The following is a 17800-nucleotide window of genomic DNA, read 5'->3' on the forward strand; positions in this document are numbered from 1 at the left end:
CTGCCGTTCCGCACCTGGTCCCGAGCCGCGGCGGCCGGTGCCGGATCGCACCGCGAAACATCAGCCGACTCCGATCCCGGATTCACCGGAACGCAACCCTGACAACACCCAGGCATTGCCCGCAGCGCCTAGGATAATCCGCAATCGCCCTTGAGGTACCACGTTGACGGCTCCACCGGCACCGCCTCGGCGACCATCCCCATAAGGAGTACCCACCATGCCGATCACCGTTCTCACCCATCCTCCCGCAGGCGGCGTCAGGACCCCGGTCCCGCCGCTCGTCATCGCGCACCGCGGCGCGTCGCTGGGGTGGCCGGAGAACACGATCCCGGCGTTCGTCGCCGGCATTGACCAGGGCGCGGACATGATCGAGGTCGACGTCCACATGAGCGCCGACGGTGAACTCGTCGTCGTCCACGACATCACGTTCGATCGCACGACCGATGTGCGCACGGTCTTCCCCGACCGCGCCGACACCCACGTCTCCCAGATGACCGCCGCCGAGATCGCCCGGCTCGACGCGGGCAGCTGGAAGCATGAGGCCTTCGTCGGTCTGCAGGTGCCGACGCTCGCCGAGGTGCTCGCCCTCGTCCATGCGACCCGCACCGGGCTGCTCCTCGAGGTCAAGCATCCCGAGCTCTACCCCGGGATCGCCGAGGCGATCGTGGCCGCCTGCGACAACGTGCCCGACTACCTCGACCGGTCGCTTGCCGCGGGGCTGCTCGTCGTCCAGTCTGCCGACTGGGATTTCGTCCGGGAGTTCCACGAGCTCGCCCCCGAGGTGCCGGTCGGACTCCTCGGCCGTCCGACTCCCGAGCAGCTGCGCGACTTCGCCGCGTGGGTCGATCAGATCAACCCCGAGTACGTCGACGCCGACGCCGAGTACCTCACGCTCATCCACGAACTCGGCATGTCGAGCCTCGTGTGGACGATCGACGCGGTGCCCGACATGGAGACGGCGATCGAGAACGGTGCCGACGGCATCATCACGAATGTGCCTGACGTCCTCGTTGAGGTCGTCGAGGAGCTGTAGCCCGGCAAGGAACGCACTTTCAGATATAACAGCAACGCGCTACACTTATATCTGAAAGGAATGATCATGACTGTTCGCTCTCACCATGTGCTGTTCGACTCCGAGACGTCGGAATCTGCGTCCGAGCTGCTGAGAACAGCCGCGGATTCCGGAGCCGGCTGGACCATCCGCCGGTCCGATCTGGATCCCCGGGTCGCGGGTCTCATCGAAACCGTTCTTCAGGCGGTGGCCGCTGGTGATGAGATCTCCATTGGCCAGGTGCCCGAAGTGGTCACGACCACAACGGCGGCGTCGATGTTGGGACTTTCTCGTCCGACGCTGATGAAGCATGTGCGCGAAGGGCGGCTGCCATCTCATTCGGTGGGGACGCATACCCGGCTGCGCAGGGCGGACGTTGTGGAGTTCAGGAAGGCACTTCGCGCCGAACGCGCTCGTGCCATTCACGACCTCATGGAATTGGAAGACGAGCTGGGCGAGCCCTTGTAGGTCGGAGCCGCCTGCGCCGGCGGCTTAGTGCTGGCATCTGACCCAGGCGTATGTGCCTAGTCGTGCCGGGCCAGGAACTCTTCGACGCGTTTGTGGACTTCGGGGCGGCCGACCCAGTAGCTGTGGCGGGCGTCGGGGATGATGCTGACCTCGACGTCGGGGACTCTGCTACCGAAGATCGCGGCATTGCCGGGGTCGACGAGGAGATCATCGGCTCCTTGGAGGACGAGAGCCGGGACACTGATGGACTCCGGGTGCGGCCCATCGCGCAGGTCGGAGGCCTCACTGTGAACGCGCATAGCCTCAGGTGATTGCGGAGCGATCAAGACCTTGCATGCCTCACGTGGGTTCTCTGCAATCCACCAGTCAGGGTAGAAGAGGGAAGCCAGCGTCTTCGTATCGAGGGTCGCCAAAGCCTTCGCTCCCTCTGCCGGGCGCGGCGGTCCCGTCTCGTCGCCCACGCTCGTGGCGCCGATGACGATCGATACCGCTCGCTCGGCATGGTCGGCGCCGATCCACTGGACGATCCGACCACCCATCGAATGGCCGTAGAAGTGCGCGCGAGCGATCCCGGCGTTGTCGAGTATCGCCATGACGTCAAGAGCAAAATCCCTGGTGGACCACCGCGGAGGGAACTCGGACGTGCTGTCGCCGGTGCCGCGATGATCGAAGACAATGGTGGTCCGCTCGGAGAAATCGCTCCGCGCCGAGTCCCACCCGTGATGATCGAGCGCTCGTCCCTGCACGAGGACAAGCGGCGGCAATGACGGGAAAGCGCCCAGGCGAATCGAGTACCGGAGACGGGATCCATCAGGAGCAAGCGCGACAGGCACGAGTGCAATGTATCGGGCGGTTCTGACATGGCCGAGAACAGAGCTTTGGCGAAAGACAGGGGCGGCGGAAACGGACTGCGAACGGGAGATCTGGCGAGTTCGGAACGACTCAGATGAGAGCTTCACGGCGACGCCGAATCGGCGACTTCCGCCTCGGTGCGAGGCTGGTGGCGGTGAGGACGCTCGCCGCAGCAAGGTAGCCGATGACGACAATGGGGATTGCGGCGCCATCGCCGACCAGTGATTCTTCAGCACCGATCTGAAGCAGGGCTCCGATGATCACCGTGTTCATCGCGAAGATCAGAGTGAAGAAGCCTGAGGCTCCGAGAAGCCAGTCCCCGAGCGACTTTCGTGGGACATCGAATGCATGTCGAAGTGCGAAGATGCCTGCGACAGCACCGACGGCAGCCAGCAGCGACAGGATCCACGTCCACGTACCTGTCGAGAACTCGACGATCGTGCCGGCCGGCGAGGTGAGAAAGCCCGCTGCAACGATAAGAGCTGCCGAACCGAACAGGGTGATGGCTGCCTCGTGCGGCTTCCGCCGACCGCTGTCCGCCGAGTTCTCAGCCGAGGCCATTGTGCGAAGAGTGCGAATCGTCACCGGTGTCAGGAGGGCAGGCGCCGCGAGAATGGTGAGAAACGGGAGTGCTCCCACGAACTCCGAGAGGGGTTCAGCGAGGGCCGCCGAAGGCACCAGCCGCAGACCGAGTGCCACGACTCCGGAGAGACACCAAGCGATGACGAGTGCTGCGGCGATGACGCCGGCAGCGCTGCTCGGTTGGCTCCGCGCGATGGCTCCCACCGCGGCCGCTGCTATCAGAGCGAGTACGAGCAGAGGGATTCCCACCCAGAGCGGGTGACCGGTTCCATAGTCCGGAGCGGTGAAGAAGAGCGCTGAGAAACCCACCCATGCGGCGAGGTGGACGACGAAACCGACGACGAGGACAGAGAAGCGTATCGACATCGACGGTGGCTGTAGTGCGCTGTCCATGAACCCATCGTGCCACATCGGCAATCATCGTTGCCGTGGTCGGCGCCTCGCGGCTGCGTCACAACGCACCCGTCGATCGGCAAGCACAGTTGTCTCAGGCCGGCGACACCGACCCGTTCGACAGCCACCTTGATGCCGCGGCAGAACACGGAAACGTCGACTATGTGGTGACGATGGATCGCCAAGCTCTTGTGCCGGATCCGGATCGAACGACTTACGAGTTCTATCACCTCGACGAGTTCCTCGTGCTATGCGACCAATCGATGCCTGACCGTATTCGGGCGGCACTGCTGACGAATCTCGGTTATCACGTGCTCAAGGCTAAGCGGGATGGCCGCAATGAGCTGCCGAACTTCCCGGAGAAGTACGCCGAGGCAGTGGTTCCAGACTTTGCCGAACGAGTTCTTGAGCATTATCGGAGGCTGGATATGAGCAAGATCTGGAAAGAGCCTCCGACATTGGCGAACTGGACCGGCTGAGTCGAGACGAGACCGGCGCATTCACTCATCCCGGAGTGGCCGCCGCGGCGACGTCACGGGTGCATGCGGGCGCCCTTGACCGTGCGGTCGACGGCGTTCTTCGGTCCGTGCAGGGCAACGCCGACGAGGTTGAGGTCGACGGCGGCGACGGAAGCGACGGCGGCGCGGTTGGCGGCGTCATGGCCGGTGGCGAACAGCTCTTCCGTGTAGACGGCGAGCGGAATGCCGCGGTTGACGGCCTTGGTGCGGATCGAGGCGAGCCGTGAAGCGTCCGCGGTCATGACCATGACGGGTTGGCGCAGCATGGGCAGATAGTCGTTGCCGTCGGCGTCTCGGTAGCGGTCTCCGACGAGGTCGTCCGTGCTCGTCGCGACTCCGGAGATGAGGAACGCCGTGACGTTGAGCTCCTGCCAGGGCAGCAGGTCGTCACGGAGGACGACGATGACCTTCGTATCGAAGCGCACCGCCGTCTCCGAGGCGTTCGACGGTTCGGGTGCGGTCGCCTCGGTGCTGGAATCGGTCGGTCTCGGATGCAGGGTATCGGTGGTGTCCATGCCTCCAGACTCCACGGTCGACGATGTCCCGGTCTTGTACATTTGTTGCATGGCCGAGGTGATCCGCGCTTGGCACCCGCCGGTGCCGCTCGTGCAGGAGGTCCTCCATGCCCGGTTCGAGCACCACGCCTACCCGTCGCACACCCACGATTCGTGGGCGGTTCTGCTCGTTGACGACGGCGCCGTGACCTATGATCTCGACCGCCATGACCACCTCGCCACTCCGGCCGCCATCACCCTGTTGCCGCCGCAGGTGCCGCACGACGGGAGGTCGGCGATACCGGAGCGCCCGTTTCGCAAGCGCGTCCTCTACCTGGAGTCGGACTGGCTTCCGGATGACACGGTCGGTGCTGCAGCGGACTCACCGACGCTGACCGGCGCTGATATCCTCTCCGCCGTCGAGGAGATTCACGCTGCCCTGGGCCACCCGGCGGATGCGCTCGCCGCCGAATGCGGCGTGCTCGCGCTGCGTGACCTCGTGCTCGGTCGTCTGCGGTCTCCGGCCGATGTGCCCGCCGACGTTCCGCTCGCCCGGCGGCTCCGTGACATGCTCGATGACCGTCTGGCTGAGACCGTCACCATCGCCGAGGCGGCTTCCGAGTTCGGAGCCAACCGCAGTCACCTCGTCCGTGTCTTCACGAACGCCTACGGCATCGCCCCGCACCAGTACGTCCTCGGGCGCCGGGTCGACCGCGCTCGCCGGCTCCTGCTCGCCGGCCTCACGCCCACCGAGGTGGCCACGGCGGTGGGGTTCCATGACCAGTCACATCTCACCAGACATTTCCGGCGGACTCTGGGCGTGACACCGGGGGCATTCGTCGCGTGAGACGAGGGCGCCTCACTCCCGCGGGGCGCGCTGGGTGCCCGTGAGCGGGGAATCCCAGGTCCCGGGTTCGGTCACGGGGAAGCGGCGGCCGGTGACCTCCTCGGCGAGGATGCGCACGAAGCGATTCTTCTTCCCCGCCTGCCACGGGGTGACGTCGAGGGAGATCGTGTCGAGCAGCTCATCGGTGCGGTTGATCGGCTTCGCCGTGCCCTTGACGACGACGCTCCACGCCTCCCCGGCCTCGGGGTCGAAGCCGTCGACCTCGAAGGCCACCTGCGGATGGTCGTGGATCGCGTCGATATTCGTGCCCTCCCCGGAGCGGAAGACGATCGACGAATGCTCGAGAGCGTAGTTGACGGGGAAGATCTCCGGGTGGAGGTCCTCACCCTCGCCGACGATGACGGCGAGGCAGCCGATCGTCGTGCTGCGCAGGCTCTCCCAAGCTTCGTCCGCGTCGAGGACCATGTTCGGATCAGCGTTCATCGCGTTGCCTTCCCTCGGGCGCGGGCGGCGGGACGTCGGAATCGCTCGCCATCGCCGCGCTTTTCTACAGAGTGTAGAAGAGTTGGGCGCCGAGCGACAGGGCATGCCGCGATGCGACCTTGAGAGTCTCGAAGTCGCCCCCTCGCGGTCTCCGGCGCGAAGTGAGAGGGTGGAGATATGGCCAACGAACTTGCCGCATCGACGAGCCCGTACCTCCGCGCCCACGCCGACAATCCCGTCGACTGGCGGATGTGGACGAAGGAGTCCCTCGCGGAGGCGGCCGACCGCGACATCCCCCTCCTCATCTCGATCGGCTACTCGACCTGCCACTGGTGCCACGTCATGGCCCACGAGTCCTTCGAGGACCCCGCCGTCGCCGAGATCATCAACGCCGGCTTCCTCCCCATCAAGATCGACCGCGAAGAGCTGCCCGACATCGACTCCCATTACATGAACGCCCTCCAGGCGATGCGCGGGCAGGGCGGCTGGCCGATGACGATCTTCGCGACCCCGACCGGCAGCCCGTTCTACGCCGGCACGTACTTCCCGCCGTCCCCGCGCGGCAACGTTCCCTCGTTCACGCAGGTCCTCGACGCGGTGTCCCAGACGTGGACGGACCGCCGCGCCGAGGTGACCGAGATGTCCCAGCGCATGGATCGCGGCCTGGCCGACATGGCCACCGCCGTCACCGATGCGATCCCCGCCGAGGCGGCTGCCGAGACCTTGACGTCCGAGGAGCTCGACGCCGCCGCCTCGGCGCTGCTCGACTCCTACGATCCGGCGTGGGGCGGGTTCGGCACTGCCCCGAAGTTCCCGCCGTCGATGAACCTCATGCAGCTGCTCGCGACGTTCGTCCGCCACGGTGGAACCACCTCGGCGAAGGAGACCGATGGGATCGCTGTCCTCGGCGCGGACGGCCATCTCACCGGCGACCTCACCCTCGACTGCCTCATCGCCGCCCGCAGCACCTTCGCCCACATCGCCTCCGGCGGCATGCGCGACCAGGTGCGCGGCGGCATCGCCCGCTACAGCGTCGACCGTCAGTGGTTCGTCCCGCACTTCGAGAAGATGCTCTACGACAACGCCGTCTACCTGCGGGCGGTCGTGCGCTGGGCCGAGGTCGAACGCGCCCTCGACCCGGCCTCGAAATGGCTTGCGCTCGCCGAGCGGGAGCTCGCTGACACCGCCGATTTCATGATTGCCGACCTCTCTGCCGGGGATCGGTTCGTCGCTGCTCTCGACGCCGATTCGCCCGGCGCCGACGGGCGGCTCGAAGAGGGTGCCGCCTACGTCGTCACGCAAGACGAATTCGCCGAGGTGGGCGGCGCCGGAGTGCTCCAGCTCGTCGATTCCCCGGCGGGCGCTGACCTGCCCGGCCTCGTCGTCGCGGCCCCGCGGATCGTCGATTGGCTCGGCATGGCCGACGTGCCCTTCGACGCCGAGCACCCCGCCCCGTGGGCGACCGAGGCGACGCAGGCCCAGGTCACGGCTCTGCGCACGCTCCTCGATGCGCGGCCCCAGCCGGCCAGGGATGAGAAGACGATCACCGAATGGAATGCGCTCGCCATCACCGCGCTCGCCGAGGCGGCCCTCTACTCCCATCCGAGTGCGGCGTCGGCGGCGTGGGGGAGCACCGCGGCGATCTTCTGGGAGTCGATGGTCAACCGGTTCATCACCGGGTCCGGCGACATCGACGCCGAGCCCGCCGAGGTCGTGATCCCCGGCGTTGGCGACCTGCCGGTGCGGCGCAGCTTCACCGGGGCCGATCCGGGCCCGGGGGCGGCGGGTCTGACGGACTGGGCGCAGATGATCGTCGCCGGTGCCGCCGTGCTGCAGCTGCGCAATGCGGGGCTTGGCGAGGGCGTCGGCAAACGAGCCGACACCGCTGTCGCGCTCGACGACACCCTGCTCACTCCGGCTGGGCTCGCCGAACTCGGCACCGAAATGCTGCGGAGGTTCACGAATTGGGACGCCGAGGCGGGGGCCGGGAGGACGTCTTCGACGGCCGGTGCAGGTGCCTCGGGCGGCGGAGGCGACGCGGTCGAGACCCTCGAGGTCTTCGACGCTGAAGCCGACGACATCCTCGGCGTGCGCGGATCCGACCCCGTCGACAACGCCACGCCCTCGGGGCGCGCGGCCGCTGCGGAGGCGATGCTGCTCCTCGGCGAGCTGGGAGTCGACGGCGGCACTCCAGCTCGGGGCCGCCTCGGCGAGGAGGATCCGACCGTCGGTCAGTCCGAGGCAACGCTCACGAGCAGTCAGGCGATCGACGTGCGCGATCGTCTGCTCGGGGTCTACCGGGCGCTGGCCGGTCGGGCGCCGCGCGGTGCCGGGCATGCGCTGTGGCAGGCCGAACGCGCCCTCGCCCCGGTCCGAGTCGCCAGTCGCGACGATGCTCTGCTCACGCTCGCCGCGAAGCACCCCGCGGTCACCCTCCTCACCGACTCGACCGGTGTGCCCGGGCCCGACGGGGACGAGATCCCCGTGCCCGAAGGGGCGGCGATCGTGTGTCGCGGCACGGTCTGCTCGCTGCCGGTGACGACGACAGCGGAACTTGCCGCGCTGCTCGACGGGTGAGGGCGAAGAGTGAGCGCGCGGCGGCCGCGATGGCACGGATCCAGCGCGGCCGCCCTGTCTCAGATGAGCTCCTTGACCGGTCCTTCATGCACTGCCAGGTAGACCCTGTTCCGGAGGGCATTGGCCTCCGCTGATGTCAGAGTCCGGTCGATGGGACGCAGAATGATGCGCAGCAGAGCATTCGCCTGCCCTGGGCGGGTCTTCAACCGCATGCGGACGGCCTCTGGCAGATCATCATGTGCGGTGCTGTTGAGGACCTCGACGGATTCGATCATCTCGACATCGTCGCCCAGAGCATTGCGGATGCGGTCGCCGAGTATCTCCTCGTCATCCGTGTCGCTGACCACGATCGAGATGTCTCGGCGAGCCGGTGGGAGGAGGGAAACGTGCTGCCACGGTTCGAGGTCGCGCATCTGCGCCGCGATTCTCGGCTCACTCGCACGCAGATACCGGATGTCGGGAATTCCCTTCCTCAGCATCAGCGCCCGTTCGAGACCCATCCCGAGAGCAAGACCTGACCAAGTGCGCGGGTCTAGACCCGATCGCCGGAGTACGTCGGGGTGGATCCGGCCGCATTCCGCCAATTCGAGCCATTCGCCGGAGTGGCGGACATCGATCTGCTTGCCGCCCACCGTGTACGGGTGGATCGCGTCGGTGACCCGCCAACCGGCGCCCGGCAGCACCGCCTCGACGAGGGTTCGTGCCATGTCGAGCACATCGTCGTCAGTCGATCGAGCACGGCGGACGCGCCAGAGATCGACCTGGTGCGGTTCACCCACGTGAGTGCGATCGACGACGTCGCGTCGATAGACCAGTCCCGGAGCCACCAGCAGCTCGTCGACGTGGACGTCCGCGGCGTCCGGCGCCCCATAGCGATCCAATTCAGCGGGAATCGCGGCACTGGTGTGGCTGCGGAGCATGACGGTCGAGCTGATGTACCGGGTGTAGCGCTGTGCTCGGGTGACGTCGTTGAGAAGATAGCCCAACCGGTCGTAGTTCTCGCGGACGGGCACGATGGGTGACGAGCGGACCCGGCGCACCGAGGACCGCCACGATGAGCTCAGTGCGGCAATGACATCGTCGAGCAGCGTCTGAATGGCGTGCTGTCCTTGGCGTGCATCCGTGAGATCGCGGATGCTCAGGGCTCGGTGCAGCTGGTCAGGGGTGAGATAGCGGTAGCCGGAATCGAGGTCGGTGGTGGTATCCAGTGACATGAGGAGTCTCCGATGTGAGAGTGGCTGGTCGGTGGTGGAGTTCTTCCCCCGACCGTGCCTGCGGAGACGCGCGCTGTCAGTGCACGACGACGACCCCGCGGCCGATTCCCGGCCGGGGGTGTGCAAATCGCTGATAGCGCTTCATGTGTTCAGGATACAGCTGAGTGGGACAGGAGAACATGGCCAGACGCTGCCCGACCTGCGGGAGCGCCCGTCATTCGGGGATTGTGGGATCGTCAACCTCGCGGTGAACACGGAGGTCACCGTTCTCGAATCGTTCGGTCGGTGAGTGATCGACGGACCGGCGGTACCGGTCAGCGATCGTGGCGAGGCGGGGGATGAGTTCAGGCGGTGATTCGACGGTGAAATCCATCATGAGCATGCCGATATAGGCGGCAACGGTGTCGAGGCTGTCAGCACCGGTGAGGAGAAGGCAGTTCTCGTCGTCGATCGGCTCGACGATGCCGACGGTCGGATTGATGCGATCGAGCACAGCCTCGGCCGATGCCTCAACACGAAGTCGCGCTCGCACCTTCCATCCGCTTGCAGCGATCGAGTGCATTGCGAAGGCGATGCCGTCGCCGCCCGGCAGCGGCTGCGGCGTGAAACGACGGCCGGCCGGTGGTCGCACCGTTGCCAGATCCATGCGAAAGGTGGTCCATTCGCCGGTTGCGGGGTCGCGTGCGACGAGATGCCACCGTCGTCGCCAGCTGAGGAGCCGGTAGGGTTCGACGCTTCGCGCGTCTCCCTGATAATCGATGGTCAGCCGCTCGGTGCCGCGGATCGCCCGCGCCACCGAGCGCAGGACAGCGGCATCGACCTCTGGGTCGGGAGCATCCGTGTCCGTGTTCTCCGGGGCCCGGTCGATCGTCGAACGCAGAGCGTCGACAGTGGGCCTAAGTCGTGCCGGAAGCACCTGATCGAGCTTCATCAGAGCGCGGGCTCCGGCGTCCTCGATCCCACTCACCCCGACGGCCGCTCGAAGCCCCACCGCGACGGCAACCGCTTCGTCATCATCGAGCAGGAGCGGGGGCAGCCTGCCGCCCACGCCGAGGCGGTAGCCGCCGACGGAGCCGCGCGTCGCATCGACGGGATAGCCGAGTTCGCGCAACCGGTCCACGTCGTGCCGGATCGTCCGGGCAGAGACATTCAGAGTCTCGGCAAGCTCGCGTCCGGTGCGCTTCGAACCGGATTGCAGGATCACAAGCAGTGACAGCAGTCGCGACGTCGGGTCGACCACATCGTCCTCCACGGCTCTCCGGAACGAAGTTGCCCTATTAGGAACAGATCCTACCTAATTGCGATCTAGCGTCGAGGTATGAACAGCACTGAGGAGTCCCTGTCCATCCGTCCATTCACCATTTCCGTGCCCGAGGCTGATGTCGCCGATCTGCGCGAGCGGCTCGACCGCACCCGCCTGCCGCTGGCCTCGCCGGTCGATGACTGGGACGCGGGCACACCGAACAGCTACCTCGACACAGCGCTCACGGCGTGGAAGGAGTTCGATTGGGGCGCCGCAGAGGCCCGGCTCAATACGCACCCGCACTACATGGCCGAGATCGACGGACAGCCCGTTCACTTCGTTCACGTGCGCTCACCTCACAAGAATGCCGTGCCGCTGCTGCTCGCACATACCTACCCGGGATCAGCTGTTGACTATCTCGACCTCATCGACCGCCTCGTCGATCCCGTTGCGCACGGCGGAGATGCCGCGGATGCCTTCGACGTCGTCGTGCCCGACGCTCCTGGGTTCGGCTTCTCACAGCCCCTGCGCCTTGGGGGGTGGACGAATGCGAAGATCGCGCGCGCCTACGATCGCCTCATGCGCGAACTCGGCTATGAGAGCTATGGCATCCACGGATCGGATACCGGTGCGATGATCGCTCGTGAGCTCGGTCTGCTCGACCCGGAAGGCTTCCTCGGTCTGCATGTGCTGCAGCTGTTCTCGTTTCCCTCCGGCGATCCGGCGGAGTTCGAACGGCTCGAACCGGCTGATTACGCAGGTCTCGAGCACATGAAGTGGTTCCAGTCCGTGGGCGGCTACAACACGATGAACGCCTCGCGTCCGCAGACTGTCGCAGTGGGTCTCAGCGACTCCCCGCTCGGGCTGCTCGCCTACAGCGAACTCTTCAACTCCTTCGGCAACGGCACCTCGCTCGTCTCCCTCGACCAGATTCTCCTCGAGGTCAGCGTCAATTGGTTCGCGAATGCTGCGTCGGGGATGAGCCGCAGCTATCTTGAGAATGCCCGAGCCGAGACGGAACCTCAGGTCAGCAGCGCACGAACCGGCGTCGCTGTGTTCAAGGATGATTTCCAAACGATCAGGGTCTTCGCTGAGCGGGACAACGCCGACATCGTCCACTGGTCCCGATTCGACGAAGGCGGCCATTTCGCGGCCCTGGAACGACCGGATGACGTGGCGACGGATATCCGCGAGTTCTTCCGAGCCGTGCGCTGAGAGCAACCGCTCGCACAGTGCTGACGGGCAGTCGCCTCGCGGAATCGCAGAGAACCGGCATCGCCGAGCGTCCGATCCTGGAACGGCTGTGGTCTCAATCGGGGATGAGGCTGAGTCCTCGGTAGCGGTTGAGGGCGGCGGCCATCTCCTGCGCGCGCGGCCGGGCGACGTGACCGGGATGCTTCCGGTGGCCGGTGAGGCCGTCGATGCCCTGCGCGTCGAGCATCGCCTCGATCTCCGCGAGCGCCTCGACGACGGAGACCTTCCCGTCGAAGATCCTCGCCATGTACTCGAGCGACTCGGCGATGCCGTTCGTCTGCTCGGGGTCGACGAGCACAGTTGAGACCCCGCGCTCCCCGAACAGGGGGCGGACCCGGTCGACGAACGGGGTGATCGGCTCCCGGTCGGCGGGGATGAGCGCGCGCATCCGCTCATCGCGGATCATGAAGTTCGTCGCCGAGGTGTCCTCGTCGATGAGGAGGGAATGCGCGCTCGCCTCGACGGCTTCGACGAGGTTCGCCGCCTGTGAGGTCGATCCGCTGGCGTTCGTCGTCGAGAAGAATCTCGTGTCCGTGCCGGATGGCAGATTGTTGATGAACGGTGAGATGTCGTCACCGGTCACTGCGCGTCCGTCCTCGGCCCGGATCGCGGTGGCCGTCGGCTCGGTGATGACCCATTCCCGTCCGTCACCGGTGACGTGCGGGTAGACACCGCGCTCAAGCGCGCGCAGAATCGTCGACTTGCCGTGGTAGCCGCCGCCGACGATGACGGTGACACCACGGGGGATCGCCATGCCCGTGACCCGGCGTCCGCTCGTCAGGTCGAACGTGCGCTCGAGACTTGTTGGGCTCCGGAAGGGCACGGCGGCCGCAGCGTCCATGGGCCGATCCGAATCACCCGAGCGGCGGGGCAGGATCGCCCCGTTGCCGACGAAACCGACCAGGCCGTCCTCGCCGAGGCGGTCCCTCAGCTCAGTCTGATCGCGGAGGAGCTGCACATGGTCGGCCAGCGCCTGGCCGTCGATGTTGTCGTAGAGGAACATCGCCCGGGCGAGATCGATGACGTCGCGGGTGACGGTGTCGGCGGCCTGATGACCGAGGATGCGCCGTCCGCGGGCCGGCAGATTGACGAGCAGACGGGCCTCGAAGCCGTCATCGTCGATGATGACGTTCGTCCGTTCGAGCACTTCCTGGCCCGGGCGCCCGAGATTGATCGACCGCCCGTGGTCGCGCCGGATGACACCATTGCCCACCCGCAGGAGGTAGTCGGAGGCGGCGATCCGATCGAGGCGGCCGGTCGTGAGATCGGCGGGGAACCCGGCATCGGCACGTCTGACGCGCACGCGGACCTTCGACGGGGAGGCGAAGGGATCGACCTGGACGCGATCGACGATGAGGGTGACCGGGCCGAACGTGTACTGCCCGGTGATCTGCTTGTAGTTGCCGTAGCTCTTGCCGTCGAGACGATGGAGGGTGTCTGCCAGCTGCGATCGTTGGGGGCTCATCTTCGCCATGCTACGCGACAACTGTCGTTGCGCACCGACAAATTTCTGGTGTCATCGGTCTTGCGAATGACACCACAATGGTGTCATCATGAATGCATGAACATCACGCGACATGTCGAGCAGCTCCAGAACCAGCTCACCGCCGCGGCCGCAGCCGGCGATGACACCACCCGCGATGTCGCCGAGCGACTCGTCACCGCCCTCGAACCCGCGGCGCGGGTGACGATCCTCGATGCGCTCACCGATGCCAGTGCGGAACTGACCTCGGCGATCGCCCCGGCCGTCATCGATGTCCGCCTCCGCGGGCGCGACATCGACTTCGTCGTCGACGGGCTGCCCGCCCTCCGGGGAGACGAGGGCGATGCGGAGATCACGCAGCCGGAAGCGGAGCACATCCGCGCCGATGTCCCCGTCGACCTCGACGACGCAAGCACCTCGCGGACGACGCTGCGGCTGCCCGACTCGATCAAGGCCCGCGCGGAGCAGGCGGCCAAAGCCGAGGGCATCTCGCTCAATGCGTGGCTCGTCCGTGCCGTCGCCGCAGGTCTCGACGCTCGCGGCGCCGAGCGAACCCGAACCAGCAGAATCTCAGGATGGATGCGATGACTCAGTACACGACCATGACACGACCGGCGATCACCGTCGACATCCCGGCCGCCACCCTCCTCGTCACCGCGAGCGAGCGCGACGGCGTCGACGTCACGATCGAACCGACGAACCCCGACCGCGCCGTCGACCAGGAGGCCGCCGAGCGGATCTCCGTGACCGAGGGCGACGGCACTCTCGACATCGCCGGGGAGAAGCGACTCCTCCTCGGCGGCAAGGGCTCGGCCGACGTCCGACTCGAGGTCCCCACCGGGACCGACCTCGACGTGGCGATCGGCGCGGGATCCGTCCGGCTGCGCAACCACGTGGGCGCCGTGAGCGTGAAGGCCTCCGCCGGCGACGTCACAGGTGACACCATGGTGTCACTCACGGCGAAAGTCAGCGCCGGAAGCCTCGCAGTCGACGAGGTGACCGAGGGCGTCGATGTCCGACTCTCCTCCGGAGATGCCCAGCTCGGACGGATCGGCGGGGAGACTCACATCAAGTCGGCCCACGGGTCGATCCGTATCGGCGAGTTCGCCGGCACGGGAGAGCTCGCCACCGCGACCGGCACCATCAGCCTCGACGATGTCGACGGCGAGGTCAGGGCCGCCTCGGGGCACGGCTCCGTGCGGGTGCGACGAGCCGGCAGCGGCCGCCTCGACCTCGAATCGTCGTTCGGCACGATCGAAGTCGGCGTCGCCGCCGGTGCGCCGGTGTGGATCGACGCGGATTCGAAGAACGGAGTCGTGCGCACCGACCTCGACACCGACTCCGGACCGCTCGGCGACGAACTGCCCGTCGAAGTCCACGCCCATACGAAGTTCGGCGACATCATCATCGACCGCGCCCAGTAACCCACCGACCTCACCGAGGTCGGACACATCAGCCGCTGTCGCGGCACATCATCACAGCCCACCTGGTCAGGCGACCCGGCGTGGCTTCGTGCACCCGAAAACCGGTCAGCGCAGCGCCGCCGGCCCACAGATCACCACGAGAACAAGGAGCATCCCATGTCGGATCTCGTCACCGAATCCGGAACCACGCCGACGACCAGACCGGCCATCAGCGTCAGAGACCTGCGGAAGGCCTACGGCGACAAGACCGTCCTGGCAGGCATCGACCTCGAGGTCGCCCGCGGTGAGGTCCTCGCCCTGCTCGGTCCCAACGGGGCCGGGAAGACGACGACGGTGAACATCCTCTCCACACTGCAGCGTCCCGACAGCGGACGCGCCGAGGTGTTCGGTCGTGACGTCGTGACCGCAGGGGCCGAAGTGCGCCCGCTCATCGGGCTGACCGGGCAGTTCTCCGCCGTCGACGGTCTGCTCACCGGCCGAGAGAACCTCGCCCTCGTCGCTGCCCTCGCCCACCTACCGGGGGCGGAACAGAAGGCGCGGGTCGACGAGATGCTCGAGCGCTTCGACCTCAGTCCCGCGAGCCGACGGCAGGCATCGACGTACTCCGGCGGCATGCGCCGCAGACTCGACCTCGCCATGACACTCATCGCCCGGCCCAGCCTCGTCTTCCTCGACGAGCCGACGACCGGCCTCGACCCGCGCAGCCGCCGCACGATGTGGGAGATCATCGGCGAACTCGTCGCCTCCGGGGTGACGATCCTCCTCACGACGCAGTACCTCGACGAAGCCGATGAACTCGCGGATCGCATCGCCGTCCTCGATGATGGGAAGATCGTCGCGAACGACACCCCGGCCGGGCTCAAGCGACTCATCCCCGGCGGTCGCATCGACCTCGCGTTCGCCTCGGCGGCCGATCTCGATCGAGCGCAGAGCCTCTGGCCGCAGGCCGCCGGTCGGGCTGAGGCGCTTGCGCTCTTTATCCCCGGTGATGGGGGAGCGGCACACCTGCGAGAGGTCCTCGGCGGATTGGAGTCCGCCGGCATCGAACCGCGCGGACTCACCGTGGAGACGCCCAGCCTCGACGATGTCTTCTTCGCCCTCACCGGGCACGGGGCACGCACGACCGATGTGAGCTCGAACGCCACTGGCGACGACGAGGCCGATGCGACCGCGGATCCGGTGGACAGCCTCGGCGAGAGACATGACGGCACCCACCCGACCGACATCGCGACACGACACGGAAGGACCGAACGATGACTCAGACCCCCACGACACCGCTGACCGCGGCAGCCCCCGAGCCGGCGCGTCACCCGATCCGCTGGGCATGGGCGGACACGGCGACGATGGTCAAGCGGCAGTTCGTCCACGCTGTGCGCTATCCGGTGTTCATGTTCCTCGTCGGTGCCCCGATCGTCATCCTCCTGCTCTTCGTCTACGTCTTCGGGGGAACCCTGGGCCGGGGGCTCGGCGGTGATTCCGGTGACTACCTCGCCTACGTCATGCCGGGCATCATCGTGCTCACCTTCGTCGGCGGCATGCAGCTGACGGCGCTGTCGATGTCGCAGGACATGAACGAGGGGATCGTCACCCGGTTCCGGTCGATGTCGATCTCGCGCGGCGCGGTCATGGCCGGCCACGTCATCAGCAATGGCCTGCAGCAGGTCGCTGCCGTCGTCATCGTCCTCGGTCTGGCGCTCCTCCTCGGCTTCCGACCGGCGGCGGACGGGCTCGACTGGCTGGGCCTCGTCGGCTTCTGCCTCCTCCTCATCGTCGCCCTCGGATGGCTGTCGGTGGCACTCGGCGTCATGGCGAAGTCGGTCGAGACCGCGAGCAATGTGCCGATGCTCTTCATGCTCCTGCCGATGGTCGGCTCCGGATTCGTGCCCACGGACACGATGCCGCGCTGGATGCAGATCTTCGCGGACGTCCAACCCTTCACGCCGATCATCGAGACGATCCGCGGACTGCTCATGGGCACGCCGCTCGGCAGCAGCTGGTGGATCTCGCTGCTCTGGATCGTCGGCTTCGGCGTGCTCGGCTATGTGCTCGCCCGGACCGCGTATGAGAGGCGGGCCGCCCAGTAAGACGGGCCGCCGCATAGGGCGAGTCGGCCAGTAAGACGGTCCGCCCAGTAAGACGGGCCGCCGCGTAGGGCGAGTCGGCGGCGGGATCTTCCCCGGGCGGCTTGCAGACCGTTTCGGACGGGCGCCGGATCAGCTCGTGCGGGCGCGTCGTCCGAGGTAGAAGTCGGCGGCGTTGGACCAGAAGACGGCGTCGACCTCGGCGGGCGTGAGCACCTCGCGGACGAGGTCGAGGTCGGTGTCGGCGAACGGGCGACGAGCCCGTGTCGACGGCAGGTCGGTGCCGACCATGAGCGCGGATGGGTCGGTGTCGACGATGCGGCGGATCACCTCGGCGGGATCGAGGTCGACCCGCCCGAACCCGGTCGCCTTGACCTTGACGCCGCGTTCGACGAGGCGGAGGAGAGTGTCGATGCCGTCCCGGTGCATTCCGAGGTGGTCGATGCCCACGGCCGGCAGGGCCGCGATCCGCGCGGCAAGATCGTCGTCGATCGTGCGCGCGTCGATGTAGAGCTCGGTGTGCCAGCCGGCCAGGTCATGGACGCGACGGGCGAAGCGATCGAGGTCGCCCACATCCGCAGAGCCGCCGCGGGCGACATTGAAGCGCAGGGCGCGCACGCCGGCGGCATCGAGGGCGAGGATGTGCTCGTCGCTCGTGTCAGCCGGCAGCTGCGTGACTCCGGCGAAGGTCGGTCCGAGCCGCCGCAGCGCCTCGACGAGGTAGCACTGGTCGAAGGCCTGGAACGACCCGGAGACGATCGCGCCGCCGACGACGGTGAAAGCGGAGTCGCTGAGGCCGGGAGTGGGCTCGGCGTCGGCGGGGGTGGGCTCGGTGC

At 67.0% G+C, this 17800-nt stretch carries 18 protein-coding genes; 10 read left to right on the forward strand and 8 right to left on the reverse strand.

Translation table 11 applies throughout. The features are described 5' to 3' along the window. Nucleotides 1-217: 217 nt before the first annotated feature. A complete protein-coding gene (locus FFS20_RS12800) occupies nt 218-1033 on the forward strand; it encodes a glycerophosphodiester phosphodiesterase family protein (protein WP_137826231.1) in 816 nt (271 codons plus the stop codon). 66 nt (nt 1034-1099) lie between these two features. Further along, nucleotides 1100-1519, forward strand: a complete 420-nt coding sequence (locus FFS20_RS12805; protein WP_249356839.1) for a helix-turn-helix domain-containing protein — start codon at nt 1100-1102, stop codon at nt 1517-1519. Between the two features lie 56 nt (nt 1520-1575). Here the strand turns inward: FFS20_RS12805 and FFS20_RS12810 are convergent, their stop codons facing one another. Together FFS20_RS12810 and FFS20_RS17970 are read right to left on the reverse strand one after the other, a co-directional pair. Beyond that, the gene (locus FFS20_RS12810) at nt 1576-2352 is read right to left on the reverse strand and encodes an alpha/beta hydrolase (RefSeq protein WP_171007079.1); all 777 of its coding nucleotides are present in this window, start codon (nt 2350-2352) and stop codon (nt 1576-1578) included. 109 nt (nt 2353-2461) lie between these two features. Then, complete coding sequence (locus FFS20_RS17970) at nt 2462-3070, reverse strand: hypothetical protein (protein ID WP_212743341.1); 609 nt, start codon at nt 3068-3070, stop codon at nt 2462-2464. Between the two features lie 311 nt (nt 3071-3381). Between FFS20_RS17970 and FFS20_RS12815 the strand changes: the two genes are divergently transcribed. Beyond that, nucleotides 3382-3825: a hypothetical protein gene (locus FFS20_RS12815; RefSeq protein WP_137826233.1), complete on the forward strand. Its 444-nt coding sequence runs from the start codon at nt 3382-3384 to the stop codon at nt 3823-3825. A 53-nt stretch (nt 3826-3878) separates the two neighbouring features. Here FFS20_RS12815 and FFS20_RS12820 read toward each other — a convergent pair whose 3' ends face one another. Then, nucleotides 3879-4379 (reverse strand): DUF2000 family protein, encoded by a 501-nt coding sequence (locus FFS20_RS12820; protein ID WP_137826234.1) that lies wholly within the window; start codon nt 4377-4379, stop codon nt 3879-3881. 49 nt (nt 4380-4428) lie between these two features. Between FFS20_RS12820 and FFS20_RS12825 the strand changes: the two genes are divergently transcribed. Beyond that, entirely contained in the window at nt 4429-5205 is a 777-nt protein-coding gene (locus tag FFS20_RS12825) for an AraC family transcriptional regulator (protein ID WP_137826235.1), read from the forward strand. A 12-nt stretch (nt 5206-5217) separates the two neighbouring features. Here the strand turns inward: FFS20_RS12825 and FFS20_RS12830 are convergent, their stop codons facing one another. Then, nucleotides 5218-5688 (reverse strand): pyridoxamine 5'-phosphate oxidase family protein, encoded by a 471-nt coding sequence (locus FFS20_RS12830; RefSeq protein ID WP_137826236.1) that lies wholly within the window; start codon nt 5686-5688, stop codon nt 5218-5220. Between the two features lie 177 nt (nt 5689-5865). Between FFS20_RS12830 and FFS20_RS12835 the strand changes: the two genes are divergently transcribed. After that, complete coding sequence (locus tag FFS20_RS12835; RefSeq protein WP_137826237.1) at nt 5866-8265, forward strand: DUF255 domain-containing protein; 2400 nt, start codon at nt 5866-5868, stop codon at nt 8263-8265. Between the two features lie 59 nt (nt 8266-8324). On the opposite strand, the gene FFS20_RS12840 is transcribed toward FFS20_RS12835, so the two are convergent. Next, the gene (locus FFS20_RS12840; RefSeq protein WP_137826238.1) at nt 8325-9479 is read right to left on the reverse strand and encodes a hypothetical protein; all 1155 of its coding nucleotides are present in this window, start codon (nt 9477-9479) and stop codon (nt 8325-8327) included. A gap of 214 nt (nt 9480-9693) precedes the next feature. Then, entirely contained in the window at nt 9694-10719 is a 1026-nt protein-coding gene (locus tag FFS20_RS12845; RefSeq protein WP_137826239.1) for a YafY family protein, read from the reverse strand. A 78-nt stretch (nt 10720-10797) separates the two neighbouring features. Between FFS20_RS12845 and FFS20_RS12850 the strand changes: the two genes are divergently transcribed. Next, complete coding sequence (locus FFS20_RS12850; RefSeq protein ID WP_137826240.1) at nt 10798-11937, forward strand: epoxide hydrolase family protein; 1140 nt, start codon at nt 10798-10800, stop codon at nt 11935-11937. Between the two features lie 94 nt (nt 11938-12031). Here the strand turns inward: FFS20_RS12850 and FFS20_RS12855 are convergent, their stop codons facing one another. Next, on the reverse strand, nt 12032-13441 hold the full coding sequence (locus FFS20_RS12855) for an ABC-ATPase domain-containing protein (RefSeq protein ID WP_137826241.1): 1410 nt from the start codon (nt 13439-13441) through the stop codon (nt 12032-12034). Between the two features lie 96 nt (nt 13442-13537). Here FFS20_RS12855 and FFS20_RS12860 point away from each other — a divergent pair, with 96 nt between their 5' ends. From FFS20_RS12860 to FFS20_RS12875, 4 genes are all read left to right on the forward strand, one after another. Beyond that, a complete protein-coding gene (locus FFS20_RS12860; protein WP_137826242.1) occupies nt 13538-14047 on the forward strand; it encodes a toxin-antitoxin system HicB family antitoxin in 510 nt (169 codons plus the stop codon). Beyond that, entirely contained in the window at nt 14035-14883 is an 849-nt protein-coding gene (locus FFS20_RS12865; RefSeq protein WP_137826243.1) for a DUF4097 family beta strand repeat-containing protein, read from the forward strand. The genes FFS20_RS12860 and FFS20_RS12865 overlap by 13 nt, the downstream gene beginning before the upstream one ends. A gap of 156 nt (nt 14884-15039) precedes the next feature. Next, entirely contained in the window at nt 15040-16140 is a 1101-nt protein-coding gene (locus tag FFS20_RS12870) for an ATP-binding cassette domain-containing protein (protein WP_137826244.1), read from the forward strand. Then, a complete protein-coding gene (locus FFS20_RS12875; RefSeq protein ID WP_137826245.1) occupies nt 16137-16967 on the forward strand; it encodes an ABC transporter permease in 831 nt (276 codons plus the stop codon). The genes FFS20_RS12870 and FFS20_RS12875 overlap by 4 nt, the downstream gene beginning before the upstream one ends. A gap of 129 nt (nt 16968-17096) precedes the next feature. On the opposite strand, the gene FFS20_RS12880 is transcribed toward FFS20_RS12875, so the two are convergent. Further along, the coding region (locus tag FFS20_RS12880) for an amidohydrolase family protein (protein ID WP_137826246.1) at nt 17097-17800 on the reverse strand (704 nt) is incomplete at its 5' end.

Source organism: Brevibacterium sp. 2SA (assembly GCF_005502845.1).
Taxonomy (GTDB): Bacteria; Actinomycetota; Actinomycetes; order Actinomycetales; family Brevibacteriaceae; genus Brevibacterium.